23 protein-coding genes and 1 riboswitch are annotated in these 22,255 nt (G+C 70.5%); of the genes, 20 read left to right on the forward strand and 3 right to left on the reverse strand.

The window, feature by feature from the left end; all coding sequences use genetic code 11:
- Positions 1–2 precede the first annotated feature (2 nt).
- From ABD213_RS04850 to ABD213_RS04900, 11 genes are all read left to right on the forward strand, one after another.
- A complete protein-coding gene (locus ABD213_RS04850) occupies positions 3–1,238 on the forward strand; it encodes an acyl-CoA dehydrogenase family protein (RefSeq protein ID WP_344325171.1) in 1,236 nt (411 codons plus the stop codon).
- Between the two features lie 348 nt (positions 1,239–1,586).
- Positions 1,587–3,026 (forward strand): ABC transporter substrate-binding protein, encoded by a 1,440-nt coding sequence (locus tag ABD213_RS04855; RefSeq protein WP_344325174.1) that lies wholly within the window; start codon positions 1,587–1,589, stop codon positions 3,024–3,026.
- A gap of 24 nt (positions 3,027–3,050) precedes the next feature.
- Positions 3,051–3,992 (forward strand): ABC transporter permease, encoded by a 942-nt coding sequence (locus ABD213_RS04860; protein WP_344325177.1) that lies wholly within the window; start codon positions 3,051–3,053, stop codon positions 3,990–3,992.
- Complete coding sequence (locus tag ABD213_RS04865) at positions 3,989–4,990, forward strand: ABC transporter permease (protein WP_344325180.1); 1,002 nt, start codon at positions 3,989–3,991, stop codon at positions 4,988–4,990. The genes ABD213_RS04860 and ABD213_RS04865 overlap by 4 nt, the downstream gene beginning before the upstream one ends.
- A complete protein-coding gene (locus tag ABD213_RS04870) occupies positions 4,987–5,844 on the forward strand; it encodes an ABC transporter ATP-binding protein (protein ID WP_344325183.1) in 858 nt (285 codons plus the stop codon). Before ABD213_RS04865 ends, ABD213_RS04870 begins: the two co-directional genes overlap by 4 nt.
- Positions 5,837–6,730 (forward strand): ABC transporter ATP-binding protein, encoded by an 894-nt coding sequence (locus ABD213_RS04875; protein WP_344325186.1) that lies wholly within the window; start codon positions 5,837–5,839, stop codon positions 6,728–6,730. Before ABD213_RS04870 ends, ABD213_RS04875 begins: the two co-directional genes overlap by 8 nt.
- The gene (locus tag ABD213_RS04880; protein ID WP_344325189.1) at positions 6,727–8,244 is read left to right on the forward strand and encodes a long-chain-fatty-acid--CoA ligase; all 1,518 of its coding nucleotides are present in this window, start codon (positions 6,727–6,729) and stop codon (positions 8,242–8,244) included. Before ABD213_RS04875 ends, ABD213_RS04880 begins: the two co-directional genes overlap by 4 nt.
- Before the next feature lie 31 nt (positions 8,245–8,275).
- A complete protein-coding gene (locus tag ABD213_RS04885; RefSeq protein ID WP_344325192.1) occupies positions 8,276–9,034 on the forward strand; it encodes an SDR family oxidoreductase in 759 nt (252 codons plus the stop codon).
- Between the two features lie 2 nt (positions 9,035–9,036).
- On the forward strand, positions 9,037–10,059 hold the full coding sequence (locus ABD213_RS04890) for a phosphotransferase family protein (protein ID WP_344325195.1): 1,023 nt from the start codon (positions 9,037–9,039) through the stop codon (positions 10,057–10,059).
- A gap of 91 nt (positions 10,060–10,150) precedes the next feature.
- Entirely contained in the window at positions 10,151–10,813 is a 663-nt protein-coding gene (locus ABD213_RS04895; protein ID WP_344325198.1) for a TetR/AcrR family transcriptional regulator, read from the forward strand.
- A gap of 236 nt (positions 10,814–11,049) precedes the next feature.
- Positions 11,050–12,645 carry an ABC transporter substrate-binding protein gene (locus ABD213_RS04900; RefSeq protein WP_344325201.1) on the forward strand — a complete coding sequence of 532 codons (1,596 nt, stop codon included), beginning with the start codon at positions 11,050–11,052 and terminating at the stop codon, positions 12,643–12,645.
- Positions 12,646–12,698: 53 nt separating this feature from the next.
- On the opposite strand, the gene ABD213_RS04905 is transcribed toward ABD213_RS04900, so the two are convergent.
- Together ABD213_RS04905 and ABD213_RS04910 are read right to left on the reverse strand one after the other, a co-directional pair.
- Positions 12,699–13,169 carry a MaoC family dehydratase gene (locus tag ABD213_RS04905; RefSeq protein ID WP_344325204.1) on the reverse strand — a complete coding sequence of 157 codons (471 nt, stop codon included), beginning with the start codon at positions 13,167–13,169 and terminating at the stop codon, positions 12,699–12,701.
- 66 nt (positions 13,170–13,235) lie between these two features.
- Positions 13,236–14,255, reverse strand: coding sequence for an NADP-dependent oxidoreductase (locus tag ABD213_RS04910; RefSeq protein WP_344325207.1), 1,020 nt, complete (start codon positions 14,253–14,255; stop codon positions 13,236–13,238).
- Between the two features lie 117 nt (positions 14,256–14,372).
- A riboswitch (TPP riboswitch) is annotated at positions 14,373–14,484 on the forward strand.
- Here ABD213_RS04910 and ABD213_RS04915 point away from each other — a divergent pair.
- The 8 genes from ABD213_RS04915 to thiE all read left to right on the forward strand — a co-directional run bounded on the left by ABD213_RS04915 (position 14,474) and on the right by thiE (position 20,764).
- A complete protein-coding gene (locus ABD213_RS04915) occupies positions 14,474–15,106 on the forward strand; it encodes an ECF transporter S component (RefSeq protein ID WP_344325210.1) in 633 nt (210 codons plus the stop codon). Its footprint overlaps the riboswitch before it by 11 nt.
- A 3-nt stretch (positions 15,107–15,109) precedes the next feature.
- Positions 15,110–16,537: an ABC transporter ATP-binding protein gene (locus tag ABD213_RS04920; protein ID WP_344325213.1), complete on the forward strand. Its 1,428-nt coding sequence runs from the start codon at positions 15,110–15,112 to the stop codon at positions 16,535–16,537.
- A gap of 166 nt (positions 16,538–16,703) precedes the next feature.
- Positions 16,704–17,405 (forward strand): energy-coupling factor transporter transmembrane component T family protein, encoded by a 702-nt coding sequence (locus tag ABD213_RS04925; RefSeq protein WP_344325217.1) that lies wholly within the window; start codon positions 16,704–16,706, stop codon positions 17,403–17,405.
- A 31-nt stretch (positions 17,406–17,436) separates the two neighbouring features.
- On the forward strand, positions 17,437–17,757 hold the full coding sequence (locus ABD213_RS04930) for a hypothetical protein (protein ID WP_344325220.1): 321 nt from the start codon (positions 17,437–17,439) through the stop codon (positions 17,755–17,757).
- A gap of 99 nt (positions 17,758–17,856) precedes the next feature.
- Complete coding sequence (gene thiO / locus ABD213_RS04935) at positions 17,857–19,041, forward strand: glycine oxidase ThiO (RefSeq protein WP_344325223.1); 1,185 nt, start codon at positions 17,857–17,859, stop codon at positions 19,039–19,041.
- A complete protein-coding gene (gene thiS / locus ABD213_RS04940; protein WP_344325226.1) occupies positions 19,038–19,286 on the forward strand; it encodes a sulfur carrier protein ThiS in 249 nt (82 codons plus the stop codon). The genes thiO and thiS overlap by 4 nt, the downstream gene beginning before the upstream one ends.
- Positions 19,287–19,331: 45 nt before the next feature.
- On the forward strand, positions 19,332–20,129 hold the full coding sequence (locus ABD213_RS04945) for a thiazole synthase (protein WP_344325229.1): 798 nt from the start codon (positions 19,332–19,334) through the stop codon (positions 20,127–20,129).
- Positions 20,126–20,764, forward strand: a complete 639-nt coding sequence (gene thiE / locus ABD213_RS04950; RefSeq protein ID WP_344325232.1) for a thiamine phosphate synthase — start codon at positions 20,126–20,128, stop codon at positions 20,762–20,764. The genes ABD213_RS04945 and thiE overlap by 4 nt, the downstream gene beginning before the upstream one ends.
- A gap of 24 nt (positions 20,765–20,788) precedes the next feature.
- Here the strand turns inward: thiE and ABD213_RS04955 are convergent, their stop codons facing one another.
- A complete protein-coding gene (locus tag ABD213_RS04955) occupies positions 20,789–21,247 on the reverse strand; it encodes an ROK family protein (protein WP_344325235.1) in 459 nt (152 codons plus the stop codon).
- A 548-nt stretch (positions 21,248–21,795) separates the two neighbouring features.
- Between ABD213_RS04955 and ABD213_RS04960 the strand changes: the two genes are divergently transcribed.
- Complete coding sequence (locus ABD213_RS04960; protein ID WP_344325238.1) at positions 21,796–22,254, forward strand: MaoC family dehydratase; 459 nt, start codon at positions 21,796–21,798, stop codon at positions 22,252–22,254.
- Position 22,255 lies beyond the last annotated feature (1 nt).

Raw genomic sequence — 22,255 nt, forward strand, 5'->3', positions numbered from 1 at the left:
AGATGCAGTTCGAACTGTCTGACCGATGCAAGGAGTACCAGGAGAAGCTCGTCTCCTTCATGGACGAGCACATCTACCCGGCCGAGGGGATCTACGCCGCCCAGATGGCGGAGTCCGGGGATGCGAACTTCCACCCGCCGATCCTCGAGGAGCTGAAGAACGAGGCTCGGAAGCGCGGGCTGTGGAACCTCTTCCATCCTCACGAGAGCGAGGAGTGGGGCTCCCCCGGCCTGAGCAACCTCGACTACGCGCCCCTCGCCGAGATCATGGGCCGCAGTCCCTACCTGGCGCCCGAGGCCACGAACTGCAACGCACCGGACACGGGCAACATGGAGGTGCTGCAGCTCTTCGGCACCGAGGAGCATCAAGAGAAGTGGCTCAAGCCACTGCTGGCCGGTGAGATCGCGTCGGCCTTCGCGATGACGGAGCCGGCGGTCGCCAGCTCCGACGCGACCAACGTGCAGCTGCGGATGGACGCCGACGGTGACGAGTACGTGCTGAACGGACGGAAGTGGTTCGCCTCCAACGCGCTCCATGCGAACTGCAAGGTCCTGATCGTCATGGGCAAGACGAACGTGGACGCCGAGAAGCATCGCCAGCAGTCGATGATGGTGGTGCCTCTGGACACGCCCGGCGTCACGATCGTCCGGGGGCTCCCGGTGTTCGGCTACATGGACCGCGAGGGTCACGCGGAGATCCTCTTCGAGAACGTCCGCGTGCCGAAGAGCGCACTCCTCGCGGGGGAGGGCGACGGGTTCATGATCAGCCAGGCGCGACTCGGGCCGGGCCGCATCCATCACTGCATGCGGTCCATCGGCATGGCAGAGCGAGCGCTCGACCTCATGATCAGCCGCGCGCAGGATCGGGTGACCTTCGGTGAGCCGGTCGCCAACCGGTCGAACATCCAGGACTGGATCGCGGAGGCCCGCATCGACATCGAGATGATCCGGCTGCTGACCCTGAAGACGGCCTGGCTCATGGACACGGTCGGCAACCAGAAGGCGCGCACGGAGATCGCGGCGATCAAGGTCGCCGCGCCCGAGGTGGCGCTCGAGGTGATCGATCGGGCGATCCAGGTGCACGGCGGCGGTGGAGTGACGGACGACTTCCCGCTGGCGAGCTTCTACGCCCACCAGAGGACCTTGCGCCTGGCCGACGGCCCCGACGAGGTTCACAAGCGGACGATCGCGCGGGTCGAGCTGAAGCGCATGCGGGAGACGGTGCGCTCGGGAGTCTGAGGGGCTGGGCGGACCGGGTGCACGGAATTCTCCGTGTGCCCGGTTCGCGGGTTCTGGGGGCATTCCAGTTGCTGCTTATGAATCTGAATTCATGTTTGACTTTGTGATCTGGGCCACGCAGAATGAGGCCAGGACGAATCGAGTCCATCGAGGACGAAGGGTGAGCAGATGAAGCTGCGATCGGGCAAGGCCACGAGGTCGACGCATCACGCCGCTGGCGGCGTGAGAAGAGTTCTCGGCGCGACAGCCGCCGTCGCACTCGCCGGCTCGGTGCTGGCAGCCTGTGGGGACGGTGGCGGAGCCGGCGACTATGGCGTGGCGGTCGGGGAGGCCCCCCCGGAGCTCACCATGGTCGTTCGCAACGACGTCGATACCTTCGACCCCATGCTCACGGCGGCAGAGAACGGCGCGACGCAGATGTACGAGGCCATCTACGACACTCTCGTCCGTCGGGACCTGTCGACCGGCGAGTACACGTCGGGGATGGCCGACAGCTGGGACGTCTCGATCGACAGGATCGACTTCCAGCTCAAGGCGGACCTCACGTGCAGCGATGGCACCCCCTTGCAGCCGAGCGACATCGCCGCCTCGATCGAGCGGCTCGCCGACCCGGACACCGGTTCGGTCTACACGGGTCGCGTCTTCGGTGCAGGCGGCGTGAGCGAGATCGTGGCCGATGATGAGGCCGACACCCTCTCCGTCGAGGTCAACGACCCGCACTCGGACCTCCTCGACGGGATGCGCAGTGCGTTCATCGTGTGCCCCGCAGGCTTGGCCGACACCGAGGCGCTCGCCACCGAGCCCCAGGGATCGGGGCCCTACCGACTTGTCGAGAGCAACCGGGGGACCTCCTACACGCTCGAACGCTGGGACTCCCCTGCCGTCGAGGACCTGACCGACCTGCCTGAGCGGATCACCATGCGCGTCGTCACCGCAGACGCGACCCGCGCGAACCTCTTCGAGACCGGCCAGGCAGACCTCGTCTCCGTGGTCGGCCGGGACGCCCGTCGCCTCGAGGAGAGCGGCGGCACACCGATCCGTGGTGAGGCCGCGCAGTCCGACGCGCTGGTGTTCAACCAGCGGCCGGGCTTCGCCGCCGAGGACGAGAACGTCCGCCGCGCAATCGCTCACGCCCTCGACTCCGAGGCCTACACGAACGCCGCCTCCTTCGGTGTGGGCGAACCGATCGACACCGCGTACACCCCGAACCTCGACTGCTACGACGCCGACAACGGGGCACTGAAGCCGCAGTTCGACATGGATGCGGCGCGAGCGGCATTGGAGGACGCGGGCTACGGGCCCGGGGGCGAGACCCTGAGGCTGCGACTGGTGGGCTACGACAACCAGAACTCCGGACCGGACTACGTTGCCGACACGCTGCGTCAGCTCGGGATCGAGGTCGAGGTGCGCAACGGCACGCTCGCCCAGGCGGCCGGCATCATCTACGGCGAGTCGGAGCCGTGGGACATCTTCGTCTTCCCGTTGATCTCCGCCGCCCCGAACCCCTACCCCCTCGTCACCAAGATGAGCTCGAACCTGGGCGAGGGTGGCTCCTACAACTTCGGGCGCGTGCGCAACGACGAGTACGACGATCTCACCAGTCGTGCTCCGGGAGCGACCGGCGACGAGCGGTGCGAGCTCTGGAGCGCTGCCGAGGCGTCGCTGCTGGAGCGGGTGGATCTCGTCCCCCTCATGTGGTCGATCGCCTCCTACTACGGCGACGGGCTGGAGTTTGAAGCCGAGTACCGGACGGTCGACCTCCGATCCATCCGGACGACGGGCGAGTAGAAGCGCTCGGGAGGAACCGAATCCATGAAGTGGCGAATGTTCTTGCGCGCTCGGCTGGCCCGACTGGCGTACGTGTTGACGGCGATCACGGTCCTCACCTTTCTCATGGTCCACCTGGCCCCCGGTGACCCGGCCCGGCTGGTGGCGGGGATGGACGCCGACGACAACGCCGTGGAGGTCGCTCGTCAGAACCTCGGCCTCGACCGGTCGCTCCCGGCGCAGTTCGTCTCCTACGTGGGGGGTCTGTTCCGCGGCGATCTCGGGACCTCCTTCGCGACCCGGCAGCCGGTCACGGCGGAGATCGCCCAGAAGATCGGACCCACGATGGAGCTCGCGCTCATCGGCATGGTGCTGATCCTGCTCGTCGGCATACCTCTCGGCCTGCTCGGGGCGGTGAGCACCCGCAAGGGCGGCCGGACCTTCGAGGTGCTCTTCAGCAGCGGGACCGGGGCGATGGCAGCCATTCCCCAGTACCTCGTGGCGACCTTCTTGGCGTTCCTGTTCGCGGTGACCTGGCAGATCTTCCCGGTCGCCGGCGCGGGTGCCATCAGTGCCGCCATCTTGCCGGCTGTGGCCATCGCCGTGCGCCCGGCCGCGGCGATCGCCAGGCTCGTGCGGGTTCGCACGCTGGAGGTCCTGGAGACCCCCTACGTGCGGACCGCGCGCAGCAAGAGGTTGCCCGCGTGGAAGCTGTACGGCTGGCACGTCTTTCCCAATGCGATCACGACCATGCTCGCCATGGGTGGGGTGCTGTTCGCGAGCCTCATCGGGGGAGCCGTCATCGTCGAGCAGGTCTTCGCCCGACCCGGCCTCGGCACGGCACTGGTCAACGGTGTGCTGCTCGGTGACTACCCCGTGGTGCAGGGCATCGTCCTCCTGCTCGGGTTCTCGGTCGTCCTCGTCAACGCTCTCGTCGACATCCTGCTGGGCGTCGTCGACCCGAGAACCATGGAGGCAGGCCGATGACCGACGTGCACCCCGATCACGACGGCACCGACGTCCGAGGCGATCAGCGGCGTCGAGGCACCACCCGCCAGATGGTGCGAGCGTTCCTCTCCTCCCCGACCGGCATCCTCTCCGGCCTCGTGCTCGCGGCCCTCGCGGTCCTCGTCGTCATGGGGCCCAACGGGTTCGGCAGTGCGGCGGTGGTGAGCGACCTGGGTCGAGCCAGCGAGGGTCCGTCGGAGGACTTCGTCGCCGGCACCGACGCCTTGGGTCGCGACATCCTCACCCGGACGCTCGCAGCGACTCGGACCTCCATCCTCTACGCGACGCTCGCCGTGCTGATAGCCATGGTCGCCGGTGCGCTGATCGGCGGCCTGCTCGCAGCGGCAGGCCCACGCGTCCGCCGCATCGGCGGAGGCGTGATCGACACGATGATGGGCTTCGGGGACATCTTGCTGGCCGTGGTCGTCATCGCCATCGTGGGTGTCGGGTCCCAGGGGGCGATCCTCGCGATCGCAGTGGCCTTCACCCCGAACTTCGCGAGGTTCACCTACAGCCTCGTGGACTCGGTCATGGTCAGGGACTACATGGCCGCCGCGAAGGTGATCGGAGTGGGTCGGTCCGGCATCTCTCGTCGCTACGTCGGACGCAACGTGGCCGACAGCATGGCGATCGTGACCTTCACGGCGATCGCCGAGGGAATCATGGCCATGTCAGCCCTCAGCTTTCTCGGGCTCGGCGTGCAGTCACCCACCTTCGACTGGGGCCAGATGCTCACCGACGGCGTCCGGAACTTCTACCTCAACCCCTACGCCGCACTCGTCCCGGCGGCCTTGATCCTCGTGACAGGGCTCGCCGTCGGACTCTTCGGAGACGCCCTGGCCCGGGCGGTCAACCCGGTGTTGTGGAGCGAGCGGCCGTCCCTGTTCGCCGGACGCCTGGGCGGGCGCCGCCCGCTCGTCGGCAAGGACGTCATGGGCCCCGGGGCCGCCGTCGAGACCGAAGGGAACCGGCCATGAACGACGTGATCCTCCGCGTTGAGGACCTGACGATCAGCACGAGCGGGCGCGACGACCCGCCGCCCGTCCGTGGTGTCGACTTCACGGTGCGTCGAGGAGAGATCGTCGGCATCGTCGGGGAGTCAGGCAGTGGCAAGACCCTGACCTCGCTCGGGATCGCCCGCCTGCTGCCGCACGGCCTCAGCCTCGATGCGACGACCCTGGAGTTCGACGGCCACGACCTGATCGGCGGCTCGGACCGAGAGCTGCGCAGACTGCTCGGGACGCAGATGGCGATGGTCTTCCAGGACCCGATGTCCTCGTTGAATCCCGCACGCAAGATCGGCAAGCAGATGGTGGAGGCGGTGCGTGAGCACCGCGGGTTGTCGAAGTCGGCGGCGAGGGAGCTCGCCGTCCGGAGCCTGGAGGACGTCTACATCACCGAGCCGGAGAAGCGCCTCTGGCAGTACCCGCACGAGCTCTCCGGAGGCATGCGCCAGCGCGTCATGATCGCAATGGGCCTGATGAGCGAGCCCAGCCTCATCGTGGCGGACGAACCGACGACGGCACTCGACGTCACCGTCCAGGCGCAAGTGATGCAGCTGCTGTGCGACCTGAACGACCGCAGCGGCAGCGCCGTGCTGCTCATCTCCCACAACATCTCGCTCCTCTCCGAGGTCTGCGACCGGATCATCGTGATGTTCCGCGGTCGGATCGTGGAGGACCTGACCACCTCGAAGCTGCTCGCGGGGCCCGACCACCCGTACACGCAGGCTCTGATGCGTGCCGTCCCCGACCTCGCGACCGACCGCACGAAGGCGCTCGAGACGATCGCCGATACCGAATTCGACCTGGAGGAGCCGGCCCGTGCTTGAGCTCAAGGCCATCGACGTCACCTATCCGGGACCGCCGCCCTTCACGGCCGTCCGCCACGTCGACTTGACCGTCGCGTCCGGCACGACGGTCGGCTTGGTCGGGGAGTCCGGATCCGGGAAGTCGACGATCGCACGAGCCGCGATCGGACTCACTCCGGTGACGAGCGGGACGGTCACCCTCGACGGCAAGGACGTGACCAACCCGCGGGGGCGGACCTTGCGTGAGCTCCGTCGAACGGCGCAGCTTGTGTTCCAGGACCCCTACGCATCACTGAATCCCCGCATGGAGATCGCCATGGCGGTCCAGGAGGCGGTCAGCGTGGCGTCCGGCGAGCGGATCGGCTCGGCCCACTGCGTCCGCAGGGCAACAGAGCTTCTGGACCGCACGGGCGTGCCGAGGGCAGCGATGATTCGTTACCCGCACCAGCTGTCGGGTGGGCAGCTCCAGCGTGTGTCCATCGCGCGCGCCCTCGCGACGGAGGCGACCATGCTCATCCTCGACGAGGTCACCGCGTCACTCGACGTCTCCGTCCAGGCGCGCATCCTGAACCTGCTGCGTGAGCTGCAGCGCGATCTCGACATCTCCATGCTCTACATCTCCCACGACCTCTCGGTGGTGCGGTACCTGACCGACCACCTCTACGTCATGCGTCACGGCGAGATCGTCGAGGAGGGCTCCTCCGACGTCGTCTTCGGCTCGCCGCAGCACGAGTACACCCGGACGCTGCTCGCGGCCGTGCCGACCATGGGCGGCAACCGGTGGCGATCGAGGCGCGAGCACGCGTCGGTCCCGCCCCTGTCGGAGGAGGCCGAACGCGCCGCGCCCGTCACCCCACCAGCCGACAGTGTCGAGGCCCCCACCCCAGTCCCGAGAGGAACCCGATGAACAACGCCGTGGACCGGATCTTCCATCATGCCGAGCACACCCCCGACCACGTGGCCCTGCGCTTCGAAGACCGTGCGTGGACCTATGCCGCGCTCCGGGACCAAGTCGTCGAGTACGCCGCGCGCCTCGAGGAAGCCGGGGTGGTGCCCGGCGACCGCGTCCTCCTCGTGGCGCCGACGGGGCCGGAGTTCGTGATCGCCTACCACGGCCTGTTGTGCGCCGGGGCGGTGGCCGTGACGGTGAACGCCATGTCGACGACCTCCGAGATCGAGTACTTCGTCTCCGACGCCGGATGCTCGCTCGTGGTGGCCTGGCACGAGGACGCCAGGGCGGCGCGAGCGGCCGCCGAGAGTCTCGACGTGCCCCTCTGGGTCCTCGAGCCGGGTGAGCTGGAGCTGACCAGCGGGATCGCCCGTCGCGTGGCACCCGCCCGCGACGACGACGCCGTGCTTCTGTACACCTCCGGTACGACGGGGCGGCCCAAGGGTGCTCAGCTCACCCACGGGAACCTCGTGGCCTGCGCCGAGGCGGTCCAGGCGACCATTCACTCGTCGTCGGCAGACCGCATCGGTACCGCCCTCCCGCTCTTCCACGTCTTCGGCCAGGTCTGCGTCATGGGCGCGGCCTTCCACGTCGGCGCGAGCCTGTCCTTGTTGCGTCCCTTCGACGGAGCGAGGCTGCTGCAGATGGCCGCGGACCATCGGCTGACCATCCTCTCGGGAGTCCCCACGATGTGGAACGCCATGCTCCACGCCGACGTGGAGGTCACCCGCGAGGACGTGTCGGACCTGCGCCTCGCGACCTCCGGGGGTGCGGCCTTGCCGTTGTCGGTCGCGAAGGCGTTCGACGACCGGTTCGGGTGCATGGTCCTCGACGGGTACGGACTCAGCGAGACGACGGGAGCTGCGACCTTCAACGCGCCGGCGGGGGAGCGCCGGGAGGGAAGTGTCGGGCCACCCCTCACGGGACTCTCCGTCACGGTCGTGGATCCGTCTGGTGAAGAACTGCCGCCAGGAGTTGTCGGTGAGGTCGCCATCCGGGGCCCGGTGGTCATGAAGGGGTACTGGGGTCGCCCCGAGGCCACCGCCGAGGTGATGCGCGGCGACTGGTTCTTGTCCGGCGACTTGGGCCGCAGGGACGAGGACGGATATCTCTGGATCGTGGATCGCAAGAAGGACCTCGTGATCCGCGGGGGGTACAACGTCTACCCGCGGGAGGTGGAGGAGGTGCTCTACGCGCACCCGTCCATCAGGGAGGTCGCCGTCATCGGGTTGCCCGACGACCACCTGGGCGAGGAGGTCGCCGCCGTCGTCGCGCCGCACCCCGGAGTCGAGCTCAGCGCCGCGGAGGTTCGGGAGTGGGCCTCGGAGCGTCTCTCCGCCTACAAGGTGCCCCGGGTCTACCAGCTCGTCGAGGAGCTGCCCAAGGGCGCGACGGGCAAGATCCTCAAACGCCAGATCGACCGTGGGTCGGTGCGCTCCCACGGCACCCACGTCCGCCGGTCCGCCGTCTGACAACCCTTCCAGTCGTTCACGAGAGGACATCATGAAGACCTACGACCTGACCGGCCGAACGGCCATCATCACCGGCGCGTCCCGGGGCATCGGCCTCGCCGCTGCTGCGAGCCTCGCCGATCTCGGCGCCAACGTCGTCCTCACGTCGCGCCACCAGGAAGCAGCCGATGCCGCGGCGGCAAGCATCGGGGGGACAGCACTGGGCGTGGCCGCACACAGCGTCGACGAGAGCGCGGCGCAGGCGTGTGTCGACACGACACTCGACCACTTCGGCAGCATCGACATCCTCGTCAACAACGCGGGCACGAACCCGGCGTTCGGCCCGGTGGTGGATCAGGACCACAGTCGCTTCGCCAAGACGATGGACGTCAACCTCTGGGCGCCCGTCCTCTGGACAGGGTTGGTGTGGCGGGCCTGGATGCAGGAACACGGCGGCACGGTCATCAACACGGCCTCCGTCGGTGGCTTGGCCGCCGGACCCGACCTGGGGGTCTACCACGTCTCCAAGGCGGGGCTCATCCACGTCACCAAGCAGCTCGCGCTCGAGCTCGCACCCCGCGTCCGGGTCAATGCGATCGCGCCCGGCGTCGTCCGGACGCGGCTGGCGGAAGCCCTGTGGAAGGAGCACGAGGAGCAGGTGGCCTCGGTGACGCCGCTCGGACGCATCGGCGAGCCGGCCGACGTGGGAGCGGCGGTCGGCTTCCTCGCCGGGGACGGTGCCTCCTGGATCACCGGCGAGACCCTGGTCATCGACGGGGGCCAGCTGCTGGCGCCGTCCACCGGCGGATGAGCATGAGCTCGCTCATCGACACCGAGACGATCGGTGGGTGGGTCGCCGGCCTCGACATCGGGGCTCGCGCCCCGATCACGTTCACGCGTGTCGGCGCAGGTCAGTCGAACCTCACCTTCCTCGTGGAGGACGCCGACGGACGCCGATGGGTCCTGCGGCGCCCCCCGCTCGGCTCCCTGCTGGCGTCGGCGCACGACGTCGCGCGTGAGCACCGCATCATGGCAGCCCTCGTCGGCACGGGCGTCCCGATCCCGCTGCCTCACGCACTGTGCACCGATCCGACGATCACTGATGCACCGATCATGCTGATGGAGCACGTCGCCGGCGTCGTGGTGGACTCGATGACCTCGGTGGAGGCGATCGACCCGCAGCGACGATCCGCCATCGGGCACTCGCTCGCGCGCACGCTCGGTGCCGTGCATGCTGTCGACCTCGACGCCACCGGCCTCTCCGACCTGGCGAGCCGGCGACCGTACGCCGAGCGGCAGCTGCGGCGCTGGCACCGCCAGTGGGAGGACTCCCGGACCCGTGACCTGCCTCTGGTCGACGACCTCGCGACACGGTTGTCGGCGCGGATCCCCGAGCAGGTCGACGTCACCCTGGTGCACGGTGACTTCCACCTGATGAACGTGATCACCTCCATCGGTGACGGCGCCGTCCGCGCGGTCCTCGACTGGGAGCTGTCCACCCTCGGTGATCCTCTCGCCGACCTGGGAGGTTTGCTCGCCTACTGGCCGCAGGCGGACGACAGCGTCGTCCCCGGCTTCGCAGGACCGACTCTTCCAGGGTTCCCGAGTCGGGACGACCTGGTGCAGGTCTACGCCGACAGCAGCGGGCGTGATGTCGACGGTGTCGACTTCTGGCACGTCCTGGGGTTGTGGAAGATCGCGATCATCGCCGAGGGCGTCCTGCGCCGCTCGCTCGACGAGCCCCGGAACACCGCGACCACGGGTCGCGTCGATGCCGCCGTGGTGGACGGCCTGTTGCGTCGTGCGGACGAGGAAGCGCGAGCGGGCGGGTGGTGAGCGCCGAGGCCGCCGGGTCGCGCCGCCAGGACATGAGGACGCGAACTGCCTATACTGCGGAAGGACATCGAGCCGAAGGAGACCGTCGATCGTGAGCAGGGGACGTCAGCGCTCACGCGGAACCGGCTCGGTCGTCGCGGCAGCCGGCGAGACGGTGCGTCAGCCCCCGGCCACGACACGAGGGGCTCGAACGAGAGCGAACCTGGTGCACGCCGCTCGGTTCATCTTCGAGCGTGACGGCTACCTCGACGCGCGGCTGACCGACATCACGGCGCAGGCCCAGTGCTCGACCGGGTCCTTCTACACGTACTTCGACAGCAAGGAGGAGATCTTCCGGGCGGTGCTGGAGGCTGCCAAGGAGGACATGATGCACCCGGGGATGGCGAGGATCGACAACCTGGACGATCCACGCGCGGTCATCGAGGCCAGCAACCGGGCGTACTTCGAGGCCTACCAGCGCAACGCCAAGCTGATGGGGCTGCTCGAGCAGGTGGCCAGCATCGACCCTGAGTTCCGGGAGCTCCGTCGCAAGCGCAGTGGCGAGTTCTCGGCGCGCAACGCCCGCGGCATCGAGCGGTTGAAGGCCCAAGGTCTCGTCGACCCCGAGCTCGACGCGTTGTTCGCTTCGCGCGCCCTGTCGGCGATGGTGAGCCGTCTGGCCTACTACACCTTCGTGCTGGGTGAGTCGGCACCGCTCGACGACCTCGTCGAGGTCTCCACGCGTCTGTGGTGCAACGCCCTGCGGCTGCAGTAGGTCCTCGGGAGGGCGGCCGCCAGAAGCTCCTTCGGGCGGCTCGCCTGGGCGACCCCGAACCGAGCCGTGCGCCGGCTACCCTCTCGCGTCATTCCGGCTCGCCGGCCGTGCCCGGCGGCTTTCACGCCCGGAGAAATGAATATGAGTTCATGTTTGACTAGAGGTGAGATGAGCGTCACAATGAAGCAGGCCGGCGACCCGCCGGACCGCAGGAGGACACCGAAAGGTTCGGACGCATGAGCTCACGCACGAAAGTCGCCACCAGGGGATCCCGATCCCTCGTCACGCGCGGTCGAGCCGCCGTGGCCACACTGCTCGTCGGATCGATGGCCGCTTGCGCCGGCGGCGGAGACCGGGACTTCGGGGTCGCGGCAGGCGAGGCGCCGACGGAGATCACCATGGATCTGCGCAACGACGTCGACACCTTCGACCCGATGCTCACTGCGGCCGACCAGGGAGCCGTGCAGATGTACGAGGCGATCTACGACACGCTCGTGCGTCGTGACATCGAGAGCGGGGAGTACATCCCGGCCATGGCGGAGTCCTGGGAGGTGACGCCGACTCGCGTCGACTTCCAGCTCAAGGAGACCCTCACGTGCGCTGACGGCACGGAACTGACGGCGGACGACGTCGCGGCCTCCATCGAGCGACTTGCCGACCCCGAGACCGGTTCGATCTACACGGGCCGGCTCTTCGGTTCCGGAGGCGTGGCGTCGATCGAGTCGGACGAGCAGGCCCGAACCGTCTCGGTCGAGGTCGAGGACCCGCACACGGACCTGCTCGACGGCTTCCGCAACGCCTTCATCGTCTGTCCCGAGGGGCTGGCCGACGTCGAGGCGCTCGCGACCGAGCCCCAGGGGACCGGGCCCTACCGCATCGCCTCGATGAGCCGCGGCGACACCTACGTCCTCGAGCGCTGGGACAGCCCGGCGGTCGAGGACCTGGCCGAACTGCCGGAGAAGATCACGATGAAGGTCGTCACGGCGGACTCCACGCGGGCGAACCTCTACGAGACGGGCGCGTCCGACATCGCCGCGATCCTCGGTCGTGACGCCAATCGTCTCGCCTCCGACGCGGAGCCCATCAAGGGGAAGGCCTATCAGGCCGACTCGCTGATGTTCAACCAGCGTGACGGCTACCCGCTGGCGGACGAGAACCTGCGACGAGCCATCGCCTTGGCCGTGGACGCCCAGGAGTACACGCAAGCGGCGTCGTTCGGGGTCGGTGAGCCCGCCGACACGGTGATCACGTCCAACATGGACTGCTACACCCCCGAGAACGCCGAGATCGGGCTGAAGCACGACCCGGCCGCTGCAGCCGCAGCGCTCGAGGAGGCGGGATACGGCCCAGGTGGTGAGCAGCTGACCCTGCGTCTCGTCGGGTACGACGTGCAGAACTCCGGTCCGGACTACATCGCCGATGCACTGCGCAAGCTCGGTATCGAGGTGGAGGTCACGAACGGCACGCAGGCCCAGGCCGCCGGAATCGTCTACGGGGACCAGGAACCGTGGGACCTGGTGGTCTTCCCGTTCCTCAGCGCGGCCCCGCACCCCTACCCGTTGGTGACGAAGATGAGCTCGAACCTCGGCGAAGGCGGCGCCTACAACTTCGGTCGCGTGAGGAATCCCGACTTCGACCGGCTGGCCGATCAGGCGCCGGGTGCCACCGGGGACGAGCGATGCCGTCTCTGGGGCGAGGCCGAGGCCGCACTGCTGGAGCGCACCGACCTCAAGCCGTTGCTGTGGCCGGTCGCGGACTACTTCGCCAACGGTCTGACCTTCCAGACCGAGTATCGGACGATCGACCTCAGGACCATCCGAACCGAGGGCTGAGGGACGCAGGAGGGGCGGTGACCGGATCGGTCACCGCCCCTCCTGCGTGCGGCTTACTCCGAGAAGCGGCCCACGGACTCCGCGACGAGTATCGGCTTGTCGGAGCCCTCGCGCTCGAACGTCTGCGTCGTCGTGACCTGGGCGCCGCCGGAGACCTCGTCCACGGCGGTGATGGTCGCTCGCATGCGAATGCGCGAGCCCACGGGGTTCGGTGAGGGAAAGCGCACCTTGTTGTACCCGTAGTTGAGGCTGTGGGCGAACCCGTCGAACGCCATGAGGGACTCCATGAACGCCGGGCCCAGGGAAAGGCTGTACAAGCCGTGCGCGATGGTGGAGCCGAAGTCGCTCGCCTCTGCGCGAGCGGGGTCGACGTGGATCCACTGGTGGTCCCCCGTCAGATCGGCAAAGCACTGGATGCGCTCCTGGGTGATCTCGTGCCACTCGGTCGGGCCGAGTTCACGTCCCACGAGGTCCTTGAGCTCGTCGACGGTCGTCGGTCGGATGGGTGTGGTCGGTGTGGTCATGGGTCTCCTCGAGCGATTGCGGCCGAATGCCGGTTTCATCGACTCTAAATGAAGATGAATTCGGATTCAATAGGGTCGGCGTGCGATCTCGAGGACCAGCTTCCCCGTGTTGCGCCCGTCGAAGAGCATGTCGAGGGCCTGTGGGAAGCCCGCAACGCCGCCCTCTGCCACGTGCGTGCGAGCCGACACCGCTCCCTCTTCCAGCCACGTCGCGATCGCTCGCTGTGCCTCGTCGTAACGGTCCTCGTAGTCGAAGACGACGAAGCCCGTCATGGACGCCCGGAAGACCAGCAGTGACATGTAGCGGGACGGTCCGGGTGGCAGGGAGGTCTCGTTGTACGTCGAGATCGCACCGCAGACGACGACCCTCGCTCCGCGGCGGAGATTGGCGAGAGCCGCGTCGAGCGTCTCCCCGCCGACGTTGTCGAAGTAGATGTCGACACCTTCCGGCGCGAGCTTGCGCAAGCTGGCGAGCACGCGCTCGTTCTTGTAGTCGACGGCGGCGTCGAAGCCGAGCTCGTCGACGAGCCAGGCGCACTTCTCGGGTCCCCCGGCGATGCCGATGGTCCGCGCCCCGTGCGCCTTCGCGATCTGGCCGACCATGCTGCCGACGGCGCCGGCTGCAGCGGAGACGACGACGGTGTCGCCCGGCGTCAGGCGGCCGACGTCGAGGAGGCCGAAGTAGGCCGTCATCCCCGGCATGCCCAGGGCGCCGAGCCACGTCGGCCCGTCGGCGATCGAGGTGTCGATGCGGGTCACGGTCGAGGGGTCGGTGACCGCAAGGTCGGTGACGCCGAACATCCCGGTCACGCTCTCGCCGACGCCCAGGTCGTCGGTCCGCGACTCCAGTACGGTCCCGACTCCTTGGGCGCGCATCACCTCGCCTACCTGGACTGGAGGAACGTACGATCGGACGTCGTTGAGCCATCCGCGCATCGCAGGATCGATCGAGACGTGCTGCACGCCGATCAGGACTTGCCCGTCACCGAGCGGGGGTATCGCGCTCTCGGTGATCTCCCACGTCGAGCTGTCGGGACGCCCGATGGGGCGGTTGAGGAGTCGAACCTCTTGGGACGTGCGCGTCATGACTGGCGCCTCCTGTCTGCGGCGTCGTCCACGCCGCGTGAACCCGCAAACTAACCAAACATGAACTCGGATTCAAAACCGCGTCACGTGACCGCGGTCCGCATTCGCTACGCTGACCCCACACGACAGGGGAGCGCCACCCGCAGAGGGCGCTGAGAGTGCGGAGAAGCCGCAGACCCTTGAACCTGCTCCGGTTAGCACCGGCGAAGGGAGTCATCATGAGTTCTGCACCTACCGGTGGCCGCACACGATCGGTCACCTCCTACCGCACCATCGACCTCGTCACCATCGCCTCGCTCGGCGTCGCCTTCGGCGTCGTGTTCTGGGCGTGGGGCAAGCTCTACGGGATCATCGACCTCGCGACGGTCGTCGGCTACCCGCCCGCCTCAGGCCTGCTCGCCGGGCCGTGGCTCGTCGCCGGCGTCGTCGGGGGACTGGTCGTCCGCAAGGCCGGCGCCGCGTTCGCCACCGAGCTGACGGCGGCCATCGTTTCGATGTTCGTCCTCGGCGGCACCGAGTGGGGCTTCACCGTCCTGCTCTCGGGGGTGGTGCAGGGTCTCGGCGCGGAGCTGATCCTGCTGGCCTTCGCCTACCGGGTGTGGACGCTGCCCGTCGCCGTCCTCGCGGGGGCGATGTCGGGGGTCTTCGGCGCCGTCTACGAGGCGTTCTTCTACTACGCGGACTGGTCGGTGGGGTACCGCGTCGTCTACGGCGTGCTGTTCGCGATCTCCGGCGCACTCGTCGCCGGTGCCCTCGGCTGGGTGCTCGTCCGGTCCCTCGCCGCGACGGGGGCGCTCGACGCGTTCCCGGCCGGACGCGAGGCGCACGACCGCGACGCCGTCAGCAACTGAGCCGTGCAGGTCGCACCGGTCGAGGTGCGGTTCGAGGGGTTCGGCTGGCGCCCGATCGGTCGCCGCGAGCCCGTCGTCCGCGACCTCGACCTGACGATCGAGCCTGGCGAGCGCGTGCTGCTCGCCGGGCCCAGCGGCGCCGGCAAGACGACGCTGCTCAACGCGCTCGTCGGCGCCCTGGGGGAGACGTTCGCCGGTGACGTGACCGGTCGGGCGTCCGCCGACGGCGTGCTGGGTCTGGTCGGCCAGAACCCCGGTGACGCCGTGGTGGCCGGGCGGATGGGTCGCGACGTCGCGTTCGGCCCGGAGAACCTCGGGCTGCCGCGCGAGGAGATCTGGCGGCGTGTCGACGACAGCCTCGCCGCCGTCCGCCTGACCCAGGGGCGTCGGCACCCGACCGACGCCCTCTCCGGCGGTGAGCTGCAGCGCCTCGCGCTCGCCGGAGCCCTGGCGATGCGGCCCGGACTCCTGCTGCTCGACGAGCCGACGTCGATGCTCGACGCCGTCAACGCCGCATCGGTGCGCGCGGCCGTGACCGACGTCGTCGAGGCCACAGGAGCCACCCTCCTGGTGGTCGAGCACCGGATCGAGCCGTGGCTCGAGGTCGTCGACCGGGTGGTCGTGCTGGGCCGTGACGGGTCGGTGCGCGCCGACACCGACCCGCAGGCGTTCGTCCGGGAGTGGCGCGACGCCCTCGGCGACCTGGGCGTGTGGATGCCGGGCCTGCCCGCCCCCGCGCCGCAGGTCCTCCCGGACGACCTCGTGCGCCCGGCCGAGCCGGCCGAGCCGATCGCCGTGCGCGATCTCGCGGTGACCCTGGTGCGGCGCTCGGTGCAGGGCTCGGTGCGCACCACGGCCCTCCAGGGTCTCGACGCCGACCTTGCCCCGGGCCGGTTGCACGCCGTCACCGGACCCTCCGGTGCCGGCAAGTCGACACTGGTCTCCGTGCTCGCGGGGTTGCAGGAGCCGACCCGGGGAACGGCCGGAGGTCGGCACGAGCTGACGTCGGCGGCGCTCGCGAGGTGCTCGGCGTGGGTTCCGCAGCAGCCCGAGCACGGGATCCTCTCCCGGACGGTGGCCGAGGAGGTGGCCCTGACCGCTACGGCGACAGGGCGTGCCGTGGACGTCGAGGCGGTGCTCGACCACCTCGGACTGACGGCGCTGGCCGGCTCCCACCCGTACCGGCTCTCCGGCGGCGAGCAGCGCCGGCTCGCGCTCGCGTCGGCGCTCGCGCACCGGCCGGGCACGGTGCTGCTCGACGAGCCGACCGTCGGTCAGGACCGCACCACGTGGGCGGCGGTCGCCGGCTGGGCGGTCTCCGCGGCCGAAGCCGGCGCCCTCGTCGCGACCGCCACCCACGACGCCGACCTCGTCGCCCTCGCCGACGACGTCCTCCCCCTCGCCCCGGTGTCGAGAGAAGGGGGGCCGTGATGACAGTCTCGCGAGTGGCGGATTCGGTCCCCCGAATGGCGCACACTGACCCGCGAGTGGCGCACGGTGGGGAAAGTGAGACGGCGTGTCGCCCCAGTTTGCGCCACTCGCGGGAGACCGTGCGCCACTCGATGTCGGGTGTGCGCCACTCGGCGGTGGTGAGGCGATGAGGGGGTGGCTGCCGCGGGCGAACCCGCTCGCCCTGCTCGTCGTGGGCGTGGCCTCGGTGCCGGCGTCGCTGGCGGTGCGGAGCCTGACGATCGCACTGGTCACCGTCGGTCTCTACGCGGTCGTCGCCCTCGCCCTGGTGCCGTCCTGGCGCTACATCCTGCTCTGCCTCGGGTTCGCGCTGTTCGCCGGGCTCACCGTCGCGTACTCGACGTGGCGCCTGGGTGGACGAGACGAAGTGGTCGCGGCGACGGCGGGGCTGCGCATCGTCGTCCTCGCCTGGCCAGGTTCGCTCGTCGCCGTGCTCATGGATCCCGCCCGACTCGGCGACCACCTCGGGCAGAACCTGCGCCTCCCGCCGCGTCCGGTGGTGGCGGTGACGGCGTCGTTGCAGCAGGTCAGCGAGCTGCTCGGCACGTGGCGCGACCTCGGCCGCACCCGTCGGGCCCGCGGCGTCGCCCCCGACCGAGGCATCCTGCCGCGGATCCGGCACGGCGCCTCGATGGCGTTCGCGCTGCTGGTCGCATCCCTGCGATCGGCGTCCCGCCGCTCCGTCGCCCTCGACGCCCGGGGCTTCGCCGTGGCCGACCGCGCTCGAACGTGGGCCGAGCCGGCACCCTGGACCCGGCTCGACGTCGCCGTCGTCGCCGGGGGCCTGGCCCTGGCCGCCGTGCCCGTCGTGATGTGGGCCGTGGGCTGACCCGGCGAGTCGGCCAGCGTGCGGTCGAACGGTGGTCGAGCTGCCGGGACCGCCCCGACTCGTCCCGCCCACGACCGACGTACGCACGTCCTACCTCGTCGGCGAGCAGGCGGACATGCGCGCGCGGGGCTCGGACGCCTCCTGGCTGGCGGAGGCGAGCCGCGACTTCGGCACCTACGTCGCCGTCCGTCGAGGGATCCGCGAGCGTTGGGGCGTGCCGTCGGAGGTCTTCTGGTGGGTCGCCGATGAGTTCTACCTCGGCAGCCTCGTCCTGCGCCGCCGGCCGACCGACGACGAGGGCGAGGACCGGTACTGGGTCGCGACGGGCCGGGACCTGCCTCCCACCCCGTAGGCTGGGAGGGCACGGGAGCCCGCGGCGAGCGCGGGCTGAGAGGGCAGCACGCCGACCGTCGAACCTGCTCCGGGTCATGCCGGCGAAGGGAGCACCATCGTGGCCATCTCCGCAGCCGGGGGGACCAGCTCCGACGTCGTCGTCGTCGGGCTCGGGGTCGTCGGCCTCGTCGCGGCCTGGCGGGCGGCGCGCTCCGGCCGGACGGTCACCGTGCTCGACCCGGCCGCCGGCACCGGCGCCACCCACGCCGCCGCCGGGATGCTGGCACCGGTCAGCGAGACCGAGTTCGGCGAGGACGACGTCCTCGCGATCAACCTCGCGTCAGCGCGAGCATGGCCGACGTTCGCCGCCGACCTCGAGCAGGCGAGCCACCGCGACGTCGCCTTCGCCCGGACCGGGTCGCTGCAGGTGGCCTTCGACGCCGACGACGCCCGCGAGCTCGACCGGGTCGTGGCGCTGCAGCGCTCGCACGGCCTCGACGTCACGATGCTCGACGCCGCCGGAGCCCGACGCGCCGAGCCTCTCCTCGGCCCGCGGGTGGCCGCCGCCGCGCACAGCCCGTCGGACCACCAGGTCGACCCGCGTCGCGTCGTCGAGGCCCTGCTGGCCGCGCTCGCCGCCGAGGGCGTCACGGTGCTGCGTCGTGGCCTCCGGCGGCTGACCGTCGAAGCCGCGGGTCGGGTCGCCGGCCTGCTCGACGACGACGGCCACGAGCACCGTGCCGGGACCGTCGTCGTCGCAGCCGGCACCGCCACCCCCGCGCTGCTGACCGACCTCCCCGACGTCGTCGCACCGATCCGTCCCGTCAAGGGACAGATCCTGCGACTCGACGCCACCGACCTGCCGTGGCTGGCCGGCGAGCGGATCGTCCGCGGGATCGTGCAGGGCCGCCGCATCTACGTCGTGGGGCGTGCCGACGGCGAGGTGGTCGTCGGCGCCACCACCGAGGAACGCTCCGACGCCGTCGTCACCGCCGGCGGTGTCTTCGCGTTGCTGCGCGACGCCAGGGCCCTGGTCCCCGGCATCGACGAGGCGCCACTCGTGGAGCAGACCGCCCGCCTGCGACCGGCGACGCCCGACCACCTGCCCCTGCTCGGACCCACGGCGCGAGACGGGTTGGTGCTCGCGGCCGGTCACCACCGGCACGGGATCCTCCAGCTCGCGGCCACGAGCGAGGCGTTCGACGACCTGTGGGCCGGCCGCGAACCGGCCGGTCACTGGCGCCCGGCGGATCCGTCCCGCTTCACGACCACCCGCCCTGCGACCGTCCAGGAGAGCGCATGAGCACGCACCGCACCAGCACCACCATCGGCGTCAAGGTCAACGGCGTCGACCGGAGCCTCGAGCCCGGCGCCACGGTCACCGACGTCGTCGCTGCCGTGCTGCCGGCCGCGGTCGACGACGCCGGGCGACCGCGCGGCGTGGCCGTGGCGGTGGACGAGCACGTCGTGCCCCGCCCGCAGTGGGACAGCACGATCCTCGACGACGGAGCGGTCGTCGAGATCGTCAGCGCGACCCCCGGTGGGTGAGCCCGATGGACAGGCCCTGAGGACGAGACGGGAACGAGGAGGACGATGACGACCACGACCGAGACCGCACCCCTGCGGATCGCCGACCGCGAGCTGGGCTCGCGGCTCGTCATGGGCACCGGTGGTGCCCCGAGCCTGCTGGGACTCGAGCGTGCGCTCATCGCCTCCGGCACCGAGCTCACGACCGTCGCGATGCGGCGCGTGCAGACCGGCGGAGAACAGGGCGTGTGGGCGCTGCTGGAGCGGCTCGGCATCCACCCGCTGCCGAACACCGCCGGCTGCTTCACCGCGCGCGAGGCGGTGCTGACCGCGCAGCTGGCCCGGGAGGCGTGCGGCACCGACTGGGTCAAGCTCGAGGTCGTCGCCGACGACACGACGCTGCTGCCCGACCCGATCGAGCTGGTCGCGGCCGCCGAGCAGCTGGTCGCGGACGGGTTCGTCGTGCTCGCGTACACCAACGACGACCCCGTCCTGGCGCGCCGGCTGGAGGACCTGGGATGTGCGGCAGTGATGCCGCTGGGAGCGCCCATCGGATCGGGGCTCGGCGTCCTGAACCCGCGCAACATCGAGGCCATCGCGGCCCGGGCGAGCGTGCCGGTGGTGCTCGACGCCGGCATCGGCACCGCCTCCGACGCCGCCCTGGCGATGGAGCTCGGCTGCGACGCGGTGCTGCTGGCCACCGCCGTGACCCGGGCCGCCGACCCCGAGCGGATGGCCCACGCCATGCGGCTGGCGGTCGAGGCCGGGCACGTTGCCGCGGGCGCCGGGCGCATCCCCCGCCGCGACCACGCCCTCGCCTCGTCCAGCCCGGACGGCCGCGTCGACCTGGACCTCGCGCTGTGACCCCTCGCGAGCGCCTCGCCTCGGCGCGGCTGTACCTGTGCACCGACGCCCGGCGCGGTCGTGGCGACCTCGCCGACCTCGTGCGCGCGGCGATCGCCGGCGGGGTCGACGTCGTGCAGCTGCGCGACAAGAGCCTCTCGACGCTCGAGGAGCTGCGCCTCGGAGAGGTGGTGCGCGACGTGTGCCGCACCGAGGGAGCCCTGTTCGCCGTCAACGACCGGGCCGACGTCGCACGGGCCCTCGCCGCCGACGTGTTCCACGCCGGTCAGGACGACCTCCCGCCACACGTCAGCCGTGCGCTGCTGGGACCGGACGTCGTCATCGGTCGATCGAGCCCGGGTGGCCGTCAGGCACGCGACGCCGACTCCGACCCGGACGTCGACTACTTCTGCGTGGGACCGGTGTGGGAGACGCCGACCAAGGCCGGCCGCGCGGCCGTCGGGCTGGAGGCCGTCGCCGACGTGCGGCGGCAGGCTCCGACGACACCGTGGTTCGCGATCGGCGGCATCGACCTCGACCGGTTGGGACGGGTCGTCGACGCGGGCGCGAGCCGGGTCGTCGTCGTGCGCGCGATCACCGAGGCCGACGATCCGCAGGCCGCGGCGCGTCGACTCCGCGACCGGCTCCCGGGCTGAGGTCCCGTCCGCGGACCGCGCCGCTCAGCCGGCGGCGTCGACCGATGACGCCGCGACGAGCGCGTCGACCGACGCGGCCGCCAGGACGGCGTCGAGCACGAGCGCCGCGGCACCGAGCAGCCCGACGCGGTCGCCCCCGGCGGCCGTGACGATCCGCAGCTCCTTGGTGGCCAGCGGCAGCGAGCGCTGGTAGACGACCTCCCGGACACCGGCGACGAGGTGGTCCCCGGCGCCGGAGAGGGTGCCGCCCAGGACGACGACCGAGGGGTTGAAGAGGTTGACGCACGTCGCCAGCACGCCACCGATGGCACGACCGGCCTCCCGCACCGCTCGAGCCGCCGGGACGTCCCCGGCGGCGACCGCGGCCACGACGTCCGCAGCCGTGGCGAGGTCGTCGCGCCCGCCGCTCCTCGGCCCCGAGCTGTCGGCGCAGCTCGCGGTCGGCGGCGTCGACCGCGGCGGCGAGCTCGTCGGCACGTTCACGGTCGGAGAGCGCCCCTGCCGAGGCGGTGCCGGCCGGCACCGACACCCCGAAACGGCGGGCGCGGGCCTCGAGATAGACCTGGTTGAGCCGCTCGACCTCGGTGTCGTAGGTGCGGATGGCATCGGCGAAGGCCGTCGTGACTCCCGCGGCGAGCAGGCTCGCGCCGGCGAGGCGGGCTGCGCGCCGGCCAGGCACCCTGCCGGCCTCAACGGTGGGTGCCGTGAGCACGCCGTCGACGCTTCCCGCCGCGACGCGGGCGTGGGAGTCGACGCCCTCGCCCACGGCGTCGAGGGCGGTGTGCTGGCGCCTGAGCTCGGTGGAACAGCGGTCGGCCTCGCCGGCGTCCCCGGCGTAGAGCGGCAGGGGGAACGGCGGCGCGTCGCCGATGGTGCCGGTGGCCACGGACGTCCCCCTGGTGCGATCCGTTCCGGTGCCGCGGGGACGGTCGGCGCCCCCGAGCACGTCTGGACTGCTCACCCTAGCCAATGACCTCGGTGGCGGCTAGGCTCCGAACTAAGCAAGCGCTTAGTCCCCTCCGGAGGTTCCCATGGCCCGTGTGTTCGACAGTCTCGACGACTTCAAGGCAGCCGCCGGGCAGGAGCTCGGCACCAGCGACTGGGTGACGGTCACGCAGCAGCAGATCGACACGTTCGCCGATGCCACCGGTGACCACCAGTGGATCCACGTCGACCCCGAGCGCGCCAAGGACGGCCCCTTCGGCGGCACCATCGCGCACGGGTACCTGACGTTGTCGCTCCTGCCGGTCTTCGTCGAGCAGATCTACACGATCGAGGGACTGGCCTTCGGCATGAACTACGGAGCCAACAAGGTGCGGTTCCCGAGCCCGGTCCCGGTCGACTCGCGGCTGCGGGCGACGGCCACGCTCGTGGAGACCCACGACATCCCGATCGGCACGCAGGGCGTCGTCAAGGTCGTGGTCGAGCGCGAGGGCGGCGACAAGCCCGTCTGCATCGCCGAGGTCATCTACGTCATGGCCGGTGCCTGAC

The sequence above is a fragment of the Aeromicrobium halocynthiae genome, assembly GCF_039531385.1.
GTDB lineage: Bacteria > Actinomycetota > Actinomycetes > Propionibacteriales > Nocardioidaceae > Aeromicrobium > Aeromicrobium halocynthiae.